This window comes from Spirochaetota bacterium, assembly GCA_040756435.1.
In the GTDB taxonomy this organism is placed as follows: Bacteria; Spirochaetota; UBA4802; order UBA4802; family UB4802; genus UBA4802.
Genome location: JBFLZD010000069.1, coordinates 1 through 15,701, shown reverse-complemented (window position 1 = coordinate 15,701; position 15,701 = coordinate 1). Strand labels below are relative to the sequence as shown.

Here is a 15,701-nt window from a genome sequence, read left to right as displayed (position 1 = left end):
CAAAGAAAACGTATTGCTCAGGGACTACCCTTTGATTACGGGAAGTGTTTGGAGGCGATAGTTCATAAATGCAGAACTATCCGTATGGAAAAGCTTCAACGCGTGATAAATGGCACTGGCATTCTGCTGCACACTAACCTGGGTAGAGCACCACTTGGCAATGATATATTATTACGTGTTAGCGAAAACTTACGTGCCTACTGCAACTTAGAATACCACATACCAACGCAAAAACGAGGCAAGCGGGGCGGTTTTGCCGAAAAGCTTATATGCCTTATTACCGGTGCCGAAGATGCACTCATTGTTAATAACAATGCTGCAAGCGTATTTTTAATACTGCACCATTTTGCACGCGATAAAGAAGTTGTCATTTCACGGGGTGAGTTAATACAGATTGGTGGTGGTTTCCGCATCCCTGATATTATGAAGCAGGCTGGATGCAGGCTTGTTGAGGTTGGTACAACCAATATTACTGAAGTTTCAGACTACAAAAATGCAATTACGGAAAACACAGCGCTTATCCTTTCAGCTCACCGATCAAATTTTTATATGAAAGGATTCACGCAAAGTCCCACATTGCAACAGTTAGCTACCTTAAAAACAGATACGGTGTTACTGGTTAAAGATTTAGGAAGTGGCAATCTGATATTTAACAACGATGACAACGTGGCACAGGCACTCAAATATGCTGATTTAGTGTGTTTTAGCGGCGATAAACTCCTTGGTGCTTGTCAGGCAGGCATCATTGCAGGTAAAAAGCATTTGATAGCACAATTAAAGAAAGATCCATTGATGCGAATACTTAGAGTGGATAAAGTAACCTACTTTATATTACAGGAAATTTTATTGCAGTATGCTAACAACAGGCACGGAGTCATTCCCACATGGTCATTTATGAAACAGGATTTACACGCAATAGATAAAAAAATAAAAAAACTTTTCAAAAAACTAAAAGACGAGGTTAAACCGTACGTTCAGCGCATCAGTTCAAAAACAGCATTTGGTGGTGGTGCCATGCCCGATAAAGTATTGCCTGATTATGGAATAGCCATAGCCATTGATGGAAAAAAAGCTGGTGACATTGCAACACACATGGTTTCTCAACCGATTCCCATTATTGGCTATATACAGAATGATGTATTTACAATAAATTTCAGAACCATTTTGGATGACGATATTGTAAATGTTGCTGACGCTATAAACTCTTTGCTACCATAGGAAATAACCATGTACGTTATTGGCACTGCAGGCCATGTTGACCACGGCAAGACATCGCTCATAAAGGCACTTACTGGTATAGATGCTGATAGACTGCCAGAAGAAAAACAGCGCCAGATGACCATTGATATTGGTTTTGCCTACATTAACCTTCCAACCATTGGTACCGTAAGTATTGTAGATGTGCCGGGGCATGAACGGTTTATACGTAACATGGTAACCGGTGCATGGGGAATTGATCTTGGCCTTCTGGTGATTGCTGCCGATGACGGTTGGATGAAACAAACTGATGACCATGTGAAAGTGTTGTCAATATTGGGAATTCCTTCAATCGTTGTAGCGTTAACAAAGGTTGATAAGGTAACACCTGAAGATATTACCCGGGTACTATCGCACATACAAAATAAGTTAATTGCCACTCTGTATAAAAACGCAAGTGTAATACCATGCTCATCAATTACAGGGGAAGGTATTGACTCATTAAAGTCAGCATTGGAAGATGCCATTCACCAATTACCCCAGCCAGAAGCTGGTAATAAGCCGTATTTACATATTGACCGGGTGTTTACCGTTAAAGGCGTTGGTACTGTGGTTACCGGTACCAGCAAAAATGGTAGTTTTACGGTCAATGATACTATAACCATTCTGCCGCACAACATCACCACGCGCATACGCCAGATTCAAAGCCATAATACTCAACAGGAAAAATCGGATGTTTCACAGCGAACGGCACTGGCGCTGGCTGGAATTGAAAAAGCAACATTACAACGTGGCCACATTATTGTTACGGAAAACTTTTTCACTGAAACCAGAAGCTGTATTGCATGTATCACACATGCATTCTCACCAATCAAGAACAATCAGTGGATTGAGGTTTTGATTGGCACTGCTGCCTGTGATGCGCAGTACAGTGTTATTGGCCAGTCAAACACCGTTGTGCGACTTAAGTTTAAAGAACCAGTCCACTGCTACCCAACCGAGCGATTTGTTGCAACATTTCCTGGAGGATATACAATAATAGCAGGAGGCTATATCCTGAGTACCGATTATAAAGGTACACTTAAAAAAGACCCGCTTCTTCAGGAAATAGCACAGAGTTATGATATAACGGCAAATGCTATTCTGTGTACTCTCATCACCAATCCATATATGCCAGTTGAACATTTGAAAAAAATATTTCCCGATGAAGCCCATGTTGTTAATGCGGTGGAAAAGCTTAAGAACGATTCAAAAGTCACTATTATTGCCAATTATATAACCACACCATCACACTTTGAAAGTACGGTGAATGCATTAAAGCAGGAATTGTCATCTGGCGCAACCGAACAGGAACTGGCGCAAAAGTTTTTGCTACCATATGAAGTTGTGCACCATATAGTGACACATCATGGCTTGATTAAACAGCAAAGGGATGAAATTGGCGATAGTGAACGGGAATTTTTACGGCAGGCATTACAAAAAGGTATAGGAGGCATTAACCCCAAAGATTTTCCCCGCTACCGAAATATAATTGATAAACTTATTAAAACAGGACATTTAGTGGTTGTTGATAAAGAATTGATATGGCACAGCGATGTGTTTACACAATACACACAACGTATCATGACACATTTTGAACGAAACAAAGAGTTAACCATACAACAGGCAAAAGAAATCACCGGACTTTCACGAAAATATATGATACCACTTTTGAATGCAATGGAGCAGAAAAATCTAATTAAGCGATATGGCGATGTGCGTGTCAAGGTATAACTGTATCTGTATATACATTTGCATAATATAATAAAATTGTACATTATTAGTTGACTTTTTTTATGCATATGGAGTACACTTGCAATAAATATAAATACTCAAAAAAGGGATTGCTATGGCACTTTTTACCCCAAACGTTGACAAACTCAGAGAAAAAAATGACATCAATGGATTATTACAATTAACAAAACACCGTAAAGCTGAAGTCAGGCTTAATGCATTGCTAGCTCTGGTAAAAATTCGCGACCAGTCAGTTATTGAAGATTTAAAAAAACTCATCCATGACCCGGATCCGCGAGTAAGGACGATAGCAACAATAAAATTTGGCAATATAAAAGACCCTGTTATTATTGAAAACCTGCGTCAGATAATCATATCTGGTTCACAGCGTGATAAGATTGAAGCGCTCAGGGTTTTGAGTGAAATAGGCCCCACCGATGATTTAGAGATATCAAAAATATTGTATTTAGCCTTTAAAGACAAAAAGATGATGGTTTCAATTGAAGCCATACGAACCATGGGATATCTTAAGGATAAGTATGCCATACCGCATTTAGTTGAGGCACTTGATAGTAAGCATTATCAGATACGGGTAGAAGCAACCCGCGCATTAGGTATGATTGGCGGCGATCAGGCTGTCAGCCCATTAATTGGCTGCCTTGTAGATAATAATGCTGAAGTCAGGAAAACTGCTCACGATGCTCTGAAGAAAATTGGAACCGAAAGAGCACTCAAAGCCATTACCGATGCACCGTTTATGCTTTTAGTAAAGCGTATGACCGAAGGAGGTGCACAGCGGGAAGAAACAGTTAAACAGATTGGCCAGTTTAAAATCAAAGAAGCAGCACCACTTCTTATCAAGGCATGCAATGATGAATTTAAATCGGTACGCATGGCTGCTGCGCGTTCCATTGGCATATTACGTGAAAAAAGCGCAATCAATGCATTGATCAAACTTTTAGATGACCCCTACTATGATGTCCGTTTAGAAGCGGTTCGTGCACTGGAAAAGATATTTGACCCACAAGCGCTTAAAGCTATAGAAAAAGCCATGAGTGACCCCAATAAAAATGTGCGGGACGAAGCCCGCGTGTCTTACTACTCACTTAAATCCCGCTTAGAGAGGGCACACGATACCGAATAGGTATAGCGTTCCATGATTATAGGTTTCAATATTGGCAATACACATACTGTTTTAGGGCTTTATGACACAAGCAACCCCTTGCCTGTTTTTATGTACCGGTATCCTACAAAACGGGATGTTACTGTACAGGAACTATCGGACACCATTACCAATGCTATTAAGGAATATTCTATAGATGCTGGTGACATTCAGGGTGCAATTTATTCAAGTGTTGTCCCGCAATGTAATAATGCCTATGATGCAGCATGTAAAAAACTATTTTCTATAAGAACTCACAGGATTACCCACCTTTCTCGTATGCCGATAATGATAGAATATGATAACCCAGCCCAATTAGGTGTTGATCGCATTGTTAATGCGGTTGCTGCTTACATCGATTACAAAATCGATTGCATTATTGTTGATATTGGCACTGCTATAACATTCTGCCTGCTTGAAAATGGCGTATTAAAGGGGGGGGTCATAGCACCCGGAGTAAAGGCAGCAATGAATGGACTGGCACAGAGCACCGCACAGCTTTTTGAAGTTCCGTTTGAAAAACCAGCTTCTATTATTGCACAAAATACAAAAGATGCACTTATTTCAGGATTTTTTTACGGATGGATTTCTTTAATTGAAGGAATAATACAAAAAATGTCAGGTTCTCAAGCTCATTACAGTGTTATCTGCACTGGAGGAATGGCTGAAGTGGTGCATCCACACCTTTCAATTCCCGCAAAAATTGACTCAACACTTACCATGAGAGGTTTATTTTACCTGTACGACATGAACAGGTAAAATGTTGAATATCCAAAAAAACAGTCTATTTATATTAATATTCACAAAGTTATCCACATTATCCACAAACACAACATTCAATGACATTAATTTACTAAATTAATTGGCTATCGATGGAATATGTGTTACTATGTCGCATTGAACTACTTGTAATGCAGTAAATTTATTGAATAAACTTATGCTAACTGCTGAATATTCCAGCATTTTTGTCGCAACTTTTTTTTAAAAAAAATTTTTTTACTGTAATAATTATTTTTATGTATAAGCCGGGAGGGTATATATCCAAAAATTAATTTCTGTTAAAATTCTTCATTATGTGGATAATACCTGGAATAAAAATTGCATTATCATATTAAAAAATATGTTGTATTTATAATAATTGTGAATGTATATTCACTAATCTAAACATAATTATAAATAATTACAATCTTCGTTAATACTTTTTTAAAATAAGCTTAGCTTACCGGTAAGAATTAATAAACTATTACATTTTATATATATTTGTATGCCGATATTTTTTATTAGCTTGCAAAATACAATGCAGATGAAGCAGAAGCAAGTAATTTCAATATACTGGGATCCTCACCCAAAATACTACAAAAAATAACACAGCCCTAAACATTTCTTGACAAATAAAGCTATATGCATCTTTTTCTTTGTTGAGTCACTGTCTTAATCATATGATGCATTCATCATAGACTGGAGAACTATATCAATGAATAATTATGAACGTTATACCCGAATATTAGCCCGATCGGTTGACCATATTTTTAAAAATTTTCTCCATGATCCTGATATAAAAGAGGTATTTGAAAGCCAGTCAAACCAGAATGACCCAAAGGTAACTATTGAACTTGATGGCACCATGAAGGGTGAACTTATTATAAACTTCCCGGAATCTACATTACAACAGCTTACAAAAAACTTCTTTGGAACTACCAAGTCCAATGTAAAGAAATATTACCCTGATGTTGCCGGTGAAATAGCAAACCTCATTACGGGAACCTTTATTAATCAACTTCAGTTTATAAAGCACAACCTTAAACCATCGCCACCCGAATATAATGAGGAACAGATACCACTGAAAACATTGTATGAAAACATAAACCTGTCCTTTCAGTCGCGCTTTGGTGGATTTGATATTGATTTTTATTACAAGGATTTCCTGCACCGCTAATGTCAACAGTTGATTTCATCATCGTTGCTTTGTATCTGCTGTTTAGCATGCTTATAGCTCTCATGTACGCAAAGCGGGCACGCACCAGCACTCAAGCATTTTTCCTTTCCGGCCGAAATCTTCCCTGGTGGATAGCTGGTACTGCCATGGTGGCAACAACCTTTGCAGCCGACACTCCGCTGGCTGTCACCGAGCTGGTACGAAGTGGCGGTATAGCGGGTAACTGGCTGTGGTGGAATATGGTTGCTGCAAATATAGTCACGGTGTTTTTCTTTGCAAAACTATGGCGGCGAGCCGGAGTAACCACCGATATTGAATTTATTGAACTGCGCTACAGCGGCAAAGAGGCATCATTTTTACGCGGTTTTAAAGCATTGTATTTGGGACTATTTGCAAACTGCATCATTATGGGATGGGTCAATGTAGCACTGGCGCAGATACTGGCATACCTATTTGGTATTCATCAAACGCATGTGTTTTTTATAGTTATTGCAACAATGATTTTTGTAGGACTGTATGCGGCAGCTGGTGGTTTGTGGGCTGTAGCTGTCACCGATGTTGTTCAATTCATCATTGCCATGGGCGGATGCATTGTTTTAGCGTATGTTGTTATTAGCCACCCTCCAGTTAATGGCATTGATAGCCTGATACAAAGGTTACCTGCAAAGACGCTTTCATTTTTCCCCCTTGGCGATAGCGCTTCGATCCCACTGGCCGCATTTTTACTGTATGTATGCGTTCAATGGTGGGCATCCTGGTATCCAGGAGCAGAACCTGGTGGCGGCGGCTATGTTGCACAGCGTATGATGTCTTCAAAAGATGAAAATCATTCACTCAAAGCAACATTATGGTTTACGATAGCTCATTTTACATTGCGTCCCTGGCCGTGGATTATTGTTGCTCTTGCAACCATTGTATTGTACCCAGCAGTGCCTGCTGACCAATCAAAAGCAACATATATTTTTGCTATCCGGGATTTTTTACCTCAAGGGTTAAAGGGACTACTGGTGGCAGCATTCCTGGCAGCATACATGTCAACTATCTCCACACACCTAAACTGGGGTAGCTCATATCTGGTTAATGACCTTTACCGACGTTTTATTGTTCCACAAAAAAGTGAACGACATTATGTTGTCATTGCGCAAATTTGTACCATAGCCCTGGTGGTTATTTCCAGTGCACTTATCTTTGTCATTGATTCCATATCTTCTGCATGGACATTTATCATAGAGTGCGGTGCAGGAGTTGGACCAGTACTTATGCTGCGCTGGTACTGGTGGCGCATCAATGCCTGGTCTGAGATTACTGCTATGATTGCTCCCATACCTGCAGTCATTGTATCACGGTTTATACTGGGGATTTCTTTTCCCTACAATCTTTTAATCATTGTCCCCTTTACAACAATGTGCTGGTTAGCAGTAACATTTTTAACAGAGCCTGTTAATAATGACAAGCTCCATTCATTTTACAAAACCGTTAAACCCGAATTTGGTTTTACCCCATTACGGAAGGCTATGCAGCACCCTGCAAACTATAAGCTATTAGTGGTGCGTATAGTTCAAACATTACTGGGTATTATTGCAACATACTCACTGTTATTTGGCATTGGTGCTTTCATATTGCATAAAGATTACGCATATACCGGTATTGCTGTATTTGCAGTAAGTTTTGTTTTAATATTGTATCTGCTTTCTATAGAAAAATAATACATACATTTCCTCAAATATTTAAATTATTGAATCTCTTTTTTAGGTTTTACAGTATAACACAGCAATGGTGCACTTTAAATGTACAATTGCAACGGCAATAAGCTAAATATGATTGAACGTAATCGCAATTATTTTTTCATGACTTGCCAAATATATACCTTGATATATATTATATGTTAGAGATAATTATTGTGCAAAGTGCACAACTATTTATGAATGGAAGAAGTCAAGCTGTTCGTTTACCAAAAGAACATCAATTTTATGGCAATAATGTGCTTATTCAAAAAGTGGGTGATGCCGTAATTCTTTTCCACCATGATGAATCATAGGAAGTTTTTCTCCACGGATTAAATAATTTCACAGAAGATTTCATGAAAGACGGACGTAATCAGTGTGAAAATCAAAAAAGAGAAGATTTATCTTGTTTTTATTACATACAAATATTTGTATTTATAGTATTAAGAAGAAGCCAGTTAATATTTTAAAGATATTAAAAAAAGTTAAAGGCCTATATTTATATATCATCAATAACAATTGCTAAATTTGAATATGGAGTTACAAAAAGCCAATTTTCGTAAAAAAACAACATTGCTTTAATTGCATTTTTATCAATATTTAATATTTTACTCTTTGATGACATGGATGCTGTTAATTTGGGAATTATAAAGGCAGTATAGACAAACGTATAAGCCTATAACAAAGTTTACGTACACCGTTACTGCGATCTTTGTCATTTGGAATATTTTTATCTCAACTATCGATATTGTTAAAAAGTCATATATGCGCTACATTTATGAAAAAGCTAATAAATAAAATACAACAAAAACTGGATGATAAATTAAGAGGTTATACATGAATAAAGGTAATATGGGATGTTGTGATTTGAATATGATCATTTCAGATTTTTATAATCAACTGAAAAAATACGTGATTGGAAAAATTAATAATAATGAATTGGCAGAAGATATTGTACAAGAAGTAATGTTAAAAGTAATTGTAGCACATCAAAAGAATATACAGGTTAAAAATTTAAGAGCATGGTTATTTCAGATAACTCGTAATACGTTGATTGACTATTACAGAAAAAACGAAAATTGTATTCAGGAAAATGAAGTCTTTATAAATGAAATACTTTTTCAAATGGAAGACGAATCATATAACCCCAGTGATTATTTAATTCCAATGATACAGTTGCTACCCCAAAAATACAGTAAACCATTATTACTTAGCGATATTGAAAATTTGCCACAGAAAGTAATAGCCATGCAAATGGGTTTATCACTTTCAGCAACTAAAATGAGAATTCAGAGAGCACGTAAAATGTTATATAATTTATTTATTGAGTGTTGCGACATAAAATATACAGAAAATGGTGCTTTTCAGTATTGTACTGTTAAAGAAAGCTGTGTACCGTTAAAAAATTTGTAAAAAAAAGTGTCTTTTACATGTTTCGTTTCGTCTTCCTTTAATAAAAATTGATTTTTATTAATAGGAATGGATATGAACACTTTGGTTGAGACATTACAGTATTTTATTGTAATTACAGGTGAGTTAATAGTTCTATTCATAGGGATTACAGCGATAATTGAATTCATTATGATGCATATTTCCGAAGAAACGATGCAAAAGTATCTATCGGAAAAAGGTTTATGGGGAAATGCTATTGGTTCAGTGCTTGGAGCCTTAACTCCATTTTGTGCCTGTTCAACTATTCCAATGACTGTTGGTTTTTTGAATGCTCAAGTGCCATTTGGTGCTACTATGTCTTTTTTAATCTCTTCACCATTGTTAAATCCTATAATTATTGGAATGTTGGCTGCTCTCGTAGACGTTAAAGCCGCAACTCTTTATTTTATTTTAATTTTTATTTTGTCTGTATTTTTTGGCTTTTTTCTTGAAAAATTAGGATTTCAGAAGTATGCAAAAAAAGTACGGGTAAAAGGAAATGTAATGATAGACTATGGTAATGCAGATCAACGACTGCTGCCTTTAAAAAACAAACTTAAACTATCATTAAAAGCCGGGTGGGATACCTTACAACCAGTTTTAATTTATTTATTAATAGGTGTTGCGATAGGTGCAGGAATTTACGGATATATGCCCGATAATTTTGTATTAAGAATTGCTGGTCCTAATAATATTTTTGCAGTTCCTGTTGCTGCAATTGTGGGAATTCCTTTATACATCAGAGCAGAAACAGCAATTCCAATAGCCATTTCACTTATAGGGAAAGGAATGGGGATTGGGACAGCTGCTGCTTTAATAATTGGGGGTGCAGGCATGGCAATTCCAGAAATGAGTATGCTGGCCGGAATATTTAAAATAAAACTTGTAGCAGCAATTGTTGCAGTAATTTTTTTCACTGCTGTAATTAGTGGTTACGTTTTCAATATACTTTTATAACATTGTAAAGGAGAAAAGAAAATGGAAAAGAAAAAATCAAAAGGTTTGATTAAAGTTTTGTTTACACCTAAATCCAATACAGGTTGTTGCAATGTGCAATTTGAAGAAATAGCTGAAGAAAAAGATTTAACTGACAAAGAAACCAAGAATAGTGAAAATAAAGAAAACTCCAGATCTTAAGCTTTCGGTTATTGTTTATTTATAAGATTAATAATCGCCACTGCATAACAACCATTATATTAAATTGTGGTTGTTATGGGTGTTCATGCGGCACATACCAAATCAAAAGTTTTTGTACCTTAATAGATAACTTAATAGAAAATTTCTTCGCAATCAGTATCTCATCATACCACCATACCTGTTGATACCATTATTAACCTTGAAATGGTGAATAATTATTATTATCAAATTTAGTATAATCAATAAAAATTGATCAGACTTTAAAATATATTTGCAAATATACTTAACTTTTATCTGCCCATTAATTAAATTTTTCTTTAGGATATATCGAATGCCATAAACATCATTATATATTTACAAAGACACTCCGGGAAAGATTGAAAAAGCAGTAGCTAAAGAGCATATTTCAATTTCAAAATGGTTAGGCATGAATATTAAAATTCCTTCCCTTGTAAAAGCCTAACTTCTTTAGGGAACCGGATATAATCACCGAAAAGCTAAAAATTTGTATATTATTAATCTATTTCTGGAGCTTTTTAAAATAATACCATTTGATGATGATAGCTCCATTGTTTATTCAAAAATAATTAAATCATGAAATCTTAAATTATTTTAAAGGTCAATTTTTACTATAAAAAAAACCATATTTTTATTGACATTGGTATATAATGGATTTATATTATATAAATAAGTCTGGACGGTATAATATTTATATGAAAAATCTTGAGCGATTAATAACCATTATCAGTCAGAATCTAAATCTGGATGAATCATTCATTAATAATTTACAGCAATCTTTATCAATTAATGAACAGGATAAAGAAATCATTGCACGGATGCATCAATTGATCACTAATGCCCCTGATAAACTGTGGGACGAATTCCATGCGTATTTAAAAGGTATAGACAGCTTTAAAAAATTTTTTGACCATCATTCATTTACTCAAAATCACATACATGCTCTTAATGATTATTTTAAGCGTTTTGCATCAGGTACACTTGACAACGATTATATATTAAACAGGCTAAAAGTTGGCATACAACTTGAAAAATATGATGTTAATCCAATCCTCTTTTCTACTTCATATGGGAATGTGTATTCCTATCTTCTGGAATACATAAAAAATAGTATACACAATGATGCACTGTTAGCGCCAGTAGTAAAGGCATATATGAAAATAGTTTTTCTTGATTTAGCATTGATTCTCTATGCATATTTTTTTGTAAAGGATAAAAAGCTTTCCGAATCAAAGAGAGAGCTGGCTCATATAACCAGATCATACCGTTTAATACATGAAATAAATGACCTTATCATACGTTCAAATGATGAAAAAGCCCTGTTTGAAAATACGGTAAAAATCCTTGTTACACTTGGTAATTTTGATCTGGCATGGATTGGCATTGTTGATAATGACTTTAAAGTAGTACCAGTAGCTTCGTATGGGAAGACTGAATATCTTGATAATATTTTTATTTCAGCTGACCCCACAATACCGGAAGGCAACGGTCCTGTAGGAACTGCCATACGAGAAAAAACTACTGTACGAATAATCTACCCTGATGAAGACCCCCGGTATGTACCATGGAAAGAAAGGGCGCAGAAGTACGGATTTAAATCAATAATTTCAATGCCAATTATCCCTGATGAACAAAATGATGCCATAGGTGCTATTACCCTCTATTCATGTAATGAAAATTTTGTTTCACTTGGTGAAGCAGCAATGCTTCAGGAAGTGGCAAATGACCTGTCCTTTGCCATACGTAATATCAAAAGAGATAAAGAATATGAGACTATACTTTTTTCTGATATCCTGACAGGATTGGGTAATGTCCATTACTTTACTACGATGCTCTCTTCACAAATGAAAATTGCAACACAACAAAATGTTAAGCTGGCAATAGTAACCATTGACATAGACAATTTCACTGCAATCAATAACTCAATAGGCTATCGTCAGGGTGATAAAATATTACAGGAATTTGCTAAAAGACTTTCACAATTATTGCACAATTCACACCTGTTGGCACGCAGTAGTGATGAGTTCTATACAATATTCCCTTTTACTGATGATATGGAATTAATTAATTTTATTGATGATCTCAAACGATTATCAATGACATCATATGATGATATAAGCAATGATCTCATGCTGACTTATTGCATTGGTGTTGCTGTGTTCCCGGGTGATGGAAATAATGCTGATGATGTTATACAAAAATCCAGAGTTGCTCTTGCTGAAGCTAAGAAGAAAGGATATGGTTCGGTATGCTACTATTCCGAACAACTATTCCAGAAAAATATTAAAAAGATTTCACTACAACAGGAACTAAGGGCAGCATTAAAGAACAATGAATTTGAGTTATATTATCAGCCAACAATTAATCTTACTACAAGGCAGATTTCAGGCCTGGAAGCCCTCATACGATGGCATCACCCTAAGCGTGGTATGCTGGCCCCCTCACACTTTATTTCTGTGCTGGAATCATCAGACATCATTATTCAGGCTGGCAGGTGGATTGTTGCCGAAGTAAGCCGCCAGGTGCAAATCACACCACAATTACAACAGCATGGGTTTACCGTTTCATTCAACGTATCCCCAGCACAATTTTATGATTCTAATTTTATCGTTGATGTCATAAAATCTGTAAAAAGATCCATGATTCACCCTTCACAACTGCAGATAGAAGTAACCGAAAATTTACTTATGTCTGATACAGCAGAAGTTATTAATACGTGTAACGCTTTGCAGCAATTTGGCATTAATATTGCCATTGATGACTTTGGTACTGGATATTCCTCACTAGCTTATTTAAAGAAACTTCCCGTGACTACCCTTAAAATAGATGCCTCATTTGTAAAAGGATTGCCTGACAACAGGGATGATGTAGAGATAGTTAAGACCATTGTTCTTCTGGCTCAGTCACTGGGAAAACGAACAATAGCTGAAGGTGTAGAAACCAGAGAACAATTGGCTTTCCTTGTGGGTTTAGGTGTTGATGAAGCTCAAGGGTATTACTTTTCAAAGCCTATGCCCATGAATCAGTGTCTTGAATATATACATACTTTTAATTCTGAAAAATTTTTCTGGCCAAAACGATAATTACTGATTTAATTGTTTGTCATCCCATTAATTCCAGATCATCAGGGTGGTTTCTATCTGCCAAATCTGTAAATTACGCCACAGAGCCAATTGTTTTTTGAAATGGTACAGTTCTTGATGTATAGTATGTACTGGAGAGATATTTAGCTTTCATATTTTTGTCTTGATGTGGCAAACAAGCTATAAAATTGAATAATAACATATCACAAACATCACCGGAGGCAGTATGAATATGATTACGCCGGCTGAAGCCCTATCTGCTATTCTTTCACACATTATGCCTTTGCCTGTGGAAAAGGTTCACTTTACTAACGCTCTCAACCGCATATGTGCAGAGGATATTATTTCACCTGTCAATATTCCCTATCACACCAATTCTGCCATGGATGGCTATGCGATAGTAGCCAGTGATACACTCAATGCCTCAAAGAATAACCCTGTTACGCTGCCAATTGCCGGTGAATACCAGGCAGGAATCATCCATGCTCCCATACACGTAAAATCAGGACAGGCTATCCGTATTATGACGGGTGCTCCCATTCCGCCAGGTGCTGATGCCGTAGTTGAAAAAGAATCAACAACAGAAGATGAAAACAGGGTGACAATATTTCGGCAGGTAAAAGAAGGTGAAAACATTCGCCAGGCTGGTGAAGATATCAGAAAAGGTGATTGTATCGTTCAGCGGGGAACTAAAATTACACCTGCAATCGTTGGCCTTTTAGCATCAACAGGCAATGTTACAGTAACTGTCGCACAAAAACCGCGTGTGGCCGTACTGGCAACTGGTGATGAGATTTACGAACCCGGGACACCGCTACAGGAAGGGATAGTCATAAATTCAAATGCATACACACTAATGTCACTGGTGCAAGAATATGGGGGCTTGCCGCACTATATTGGTATTGCACGCGACAGTATAGAGGCAAGCAAAGAATCACTATCGCAGGCACTATCGTGCGATATTATTATTTCTTCAGGTGGTGTTTCCGAGGGCAAGTATGATTTTATGATAAGTGCCATTGTTGAACTGGGATTTACGCTTTTAGTTGAACGGATTGCCATGAAACCGGGTAAACCCTGCATATTTGCCCACCGTGGCAACACATTATATTTTGGACTGCCGGGCAATCCTGTATCGTCCATGGTGTCATTCATTGAGTTTGTGCGCCCGGCCATGTTAGCTATGCAGGGAGCAAAAGCTCTCCAAAAACCACTTATTAAAGCTATATGCCAGGAACCCATAAAGCGTAAAAACGATGGCCGTACGCATTTCATCCGTGCAATTGTGTCGTTTGAAGGTGGACAGGCAACTGTACGCATAACAGGACCACAGGGTTCAGGAATCTTGCGTTCAATGGCACTGGCAAATTGCCTGATTATACTGCCACCTGACAGGCTCAGTGTTGCCCAAGGTGAACCAGTTGATGTTCAGCTTATACATCATCCCGAAGTATAATCCATGAACAAGAAAGCAATAGCACTATATTCAGGTGGTCTGGATAGCCTTTTAGCTGCAGCTATTATTCAAAAACAGGGCATTGAGGTTATTGGTCTCCATTGTATTTTGCCTTCCGTTAACCCGGAAACAAACCCAGACAGTCTTAAAGCTTCACAGCTTGCAAAGCAGATTAATCTTTCGCTTGTGTTTTATCGTTGTGATGATGAATATGCAAAGGTTATTGCTCATCCCAAACATGGATATGGCAAAAACGCTAACCCCTGCATTGATTGCAAAATCTTCTTTTTACAGAAAGCTAAAGAATACATGGAAAAGCTCAATGCTTCCTTTATTATTACAGGAGAGGTTGTTGGGCAGCGTCCCATGTCGCAGTATAAATCAATGCTCAAGCATATAGAAAAAGAATCCGGACTTGAAGGCCTGTTACTGCGGCCACTATCTGCAAAACTTTTACCACCCACTATCCCTGAACAGGAAGGTATCGTTGATAGAAACAGCCTTTATGGCATAGCCGGGCGTTCGCGCGATAAGCAATTTGAATTAGCAGAAGAGTTTGGTATAACTCAATTTCAATCACCAGCTGGTGGATGTTTTTTAACCATGCCCCAGATTGCTTCACGCGTAAAAGATTTAATAGAACACCGGTCAATCAGTGCCTTGGATTTATTTTTAGCCAATGTTGGGAGGCACTATCGCTTACATGAACATGCAAAAATAATAGTGGCACGTAATGAAAACGAATGCACCATACTGCAGCGCTATAAGCAAACGGCTGATTTTT

General features: G+C 37.1%; 12 protein-coding genes and 1 pseudogene. All 13 read left to right on the top strand.

Annotated elements, in window-relative coordinates; translation table 11 throughout:
• Positions 1 to 1,218 (top strand): L-seryl-tRNA(Sec) selenium transferase (gene selA, locus AB1444_14690; protein MEW6527901.1); only part of this gene is annotated, 1,218 nt, incomplete at its 5' end.
• A gap of 9 nt (positions 1,219 to 1,227) precedes the next feature.
• Positions 1,228 to 2,970 carry a selenocysteine-specific translation elongation factor gene (gene selB / locus AB1444_14685; protein ID MEW6527900.1) on the top strand — a complete coding sequence of 581 codons (1,743 nt, stop codon included), beginning with the start codon at positions 1,228 to 1,230 and terminating at the stop codon, positions 2,968 to 2,970.
• A gap of 115 nt (positions 2,971 to 3,085) precedes the next feature.
• On the top strand, positions 3,086 to 4,114 hold the full coding sequence (locus tag AB1444_14680) for a HEAT repeat domain-containing protein (protein ID MEW6527899.1): 1,029 nt from the start codon (positions 3,086 to 3,088) through the stop codon (positions 4,112 to 4,114).
• A gap of 12 nt (positions 4,115 to 4,126) precedes the next feature.
• Positions 4,127 to 4,891, top strand: a complete 765-nt coding sequence (locus AB1444_14675; protein MEW6527898.1) for a type III pantothenate kinase — start codon at positions 4,127 to 4,129, stop codon at positions 4,889 to 4,891.
• 715 nt (positions 4,892 to 5,606) lie between these two features.
• A complete protein-coding gene (locus AB1444_14670) occupies positions 5,607 to 6,068 on the top strand; it encodes a chemotaxis protein CheX (GenBank protein MEW6527897.1) in 462 nt (153 codons plus the stop codon).
• Positions 6,068 to 7,774, top strand: coding sequence for a sodium:solute symporter family protein (locus AB1444_14665; GenBank protein ID MEW6527896.1), 1,707 nt, complete (start codon positions 6,068 to 6,070; stop codon positions 7,772 to 7,774). The genes AB1444_14670 and AB1444_14665 overlap by 1 nt, the downstream gene beginning before the upstream one ends.
• 194 nt (positions 7,775 to 7,968) lie before the next feature.
• Positions 7,969 to 8,196, top strand: a pseudogene (gene vapB, locus AB1444_14660) (type II toxin-antitoxin system VapB family antitoxin).
• A gap of 433 nt (positions 8,197 to 8,629) precedes the next feature.
• The gene (locus AB1444_14655) at positions 8,630 to 9,205 is read left to right on the top strand and encodes a sigma-70 family RNA polymerase sigma factor (GenBank protein MEW6527895.1); all 576 of its coding nucleotides are present in this window, start codon (positions 8,630 to 8,632) and stop codon (positions 9,203 to 9,205) included.
• Between the two features lie 72 nt (positions 9,206 to 9,277).
• Complete coding sequence (locus AB1444_14650; GenBank protein ID MEW6527894.1) at positions 9,278 to 10,180, top strand: permease; 903 nt, start codon at positions 9,278 to 9,280, stop codon at positions 10,178 to 10,180.
• Between the two features lie 21 nt (positions 10,181 to 10,201).
• Complete coding sequence (locus tag AB1444_14645; protein MEW6527893.1) at positions 10,202 to 10,360, top strand: hypothetical protein; 159 nt, start codon at positions 10,202 to 10,204, stop codon at positions 10,358 to 10,360.
• 713 nt (positions 10,361 to 11,073) lie between these two features.
• A complete protein-coding gene (locus AB1444_14640) occupies positions 11,074 to 13,461 on the top strand; it encodes an EAL domain-containing protein (protein MEW6527892.1) in 2,388 nt (795 codons plus the stop codon).
• A gap of 226 nt (positions 13,462 to 13,687) precedes the next feature.
• Positions 13,688 to 14,917 (top strand): gephyrin-like molybdotransferase Glp, encoded by a 1,230-nt coding sequence (gene glp, locus AB1444_14635; GenBank protein ID MEW6527891.1) that lies wholly within the window; start codon positions 13,688 to 13,690, stop codon positions 14,915 to 14,917.
• Between the two features lie 3 nt (positions 14,918 to 14,920).
• A partial coding sequence (locus AB1444_14630) for a tRNA 4-thiouridine(8) synthase ThiI (protein MEW6527890.1) occupies positions 14,921 to 15,701 on the top strand: 781 nt, incomplete at its 3' end.

Excerpts from the sequence above, each read along its gene's own strand:
- selB (MEW6527900.1), top strand. The coding sequence starts at position 1,228 with ATGTACGTTATTGGCACTGCAGGCCATGTTGACCACGGCAAGACATCG.
- AB1444_14680 (MEW6527899.1), top strand. The coding sequence starts at position 3,086 with ATGGCACTTTTTACCCCAAACGTTGACAAACTCAGAGAAAAAAATGAC.
- AB1444_14675 (MEW6527898.1), top strand. The coding sequence starts at position 4,127 with ATGATTATAGGTTTCAATATTGGCAATACACATACTGTTTTAGGGCTT.
- AB1444_14670 (MEW6527897.1), top strand. The coding sequence starts at position 5,607 with ATGAATAATTATGAACGTTATACCCGAATATTAGCCCGATCGGTTGAC.
- AB1444_14665 (MEW6527896.1), top strand. The coding sequence starts at position 6,068 with ATGTCAACAGTTGATTTCATCATCGTTGCTTTGTATCTGCTGTTTAGC.
- AB1444_14655 (MEW6527895.1), top strand. The coding sequence starts at position 8,630 with ATGAATAAAGGTAATATGGGATGTTGTGATTTGAATATGATCATTTCA.
- AB1444_14650 (MEW6527894.1), top strand. The coding sequence starts at position 9,278 with ATGAACACTTTGGTTGAGACATTACAGTATTTTATTGTAATTACAGGT.
- AB1444_14645 (MEW6527893.1), top strand. The coding sequence starts at position 10,202 with ATGGAAAAGAAAAAATCAAAAGGTTTGATTAAAGTTTTGTTTACACCT.
- AB1444_14640 (MEW6527892.1), top strand. The coding sequence starts at position 11,074 with ATGAAAAATCTTGAGCGATTAATAACCATTATCAGTCAGAATCTAAAT.
- glp (MEW6527891.1), top strand. The coding sequence starts at position 13,688 with ATGAATATGATTACGCCGGCTGAAGCCCTATCTGCTATTCTTTCACAC.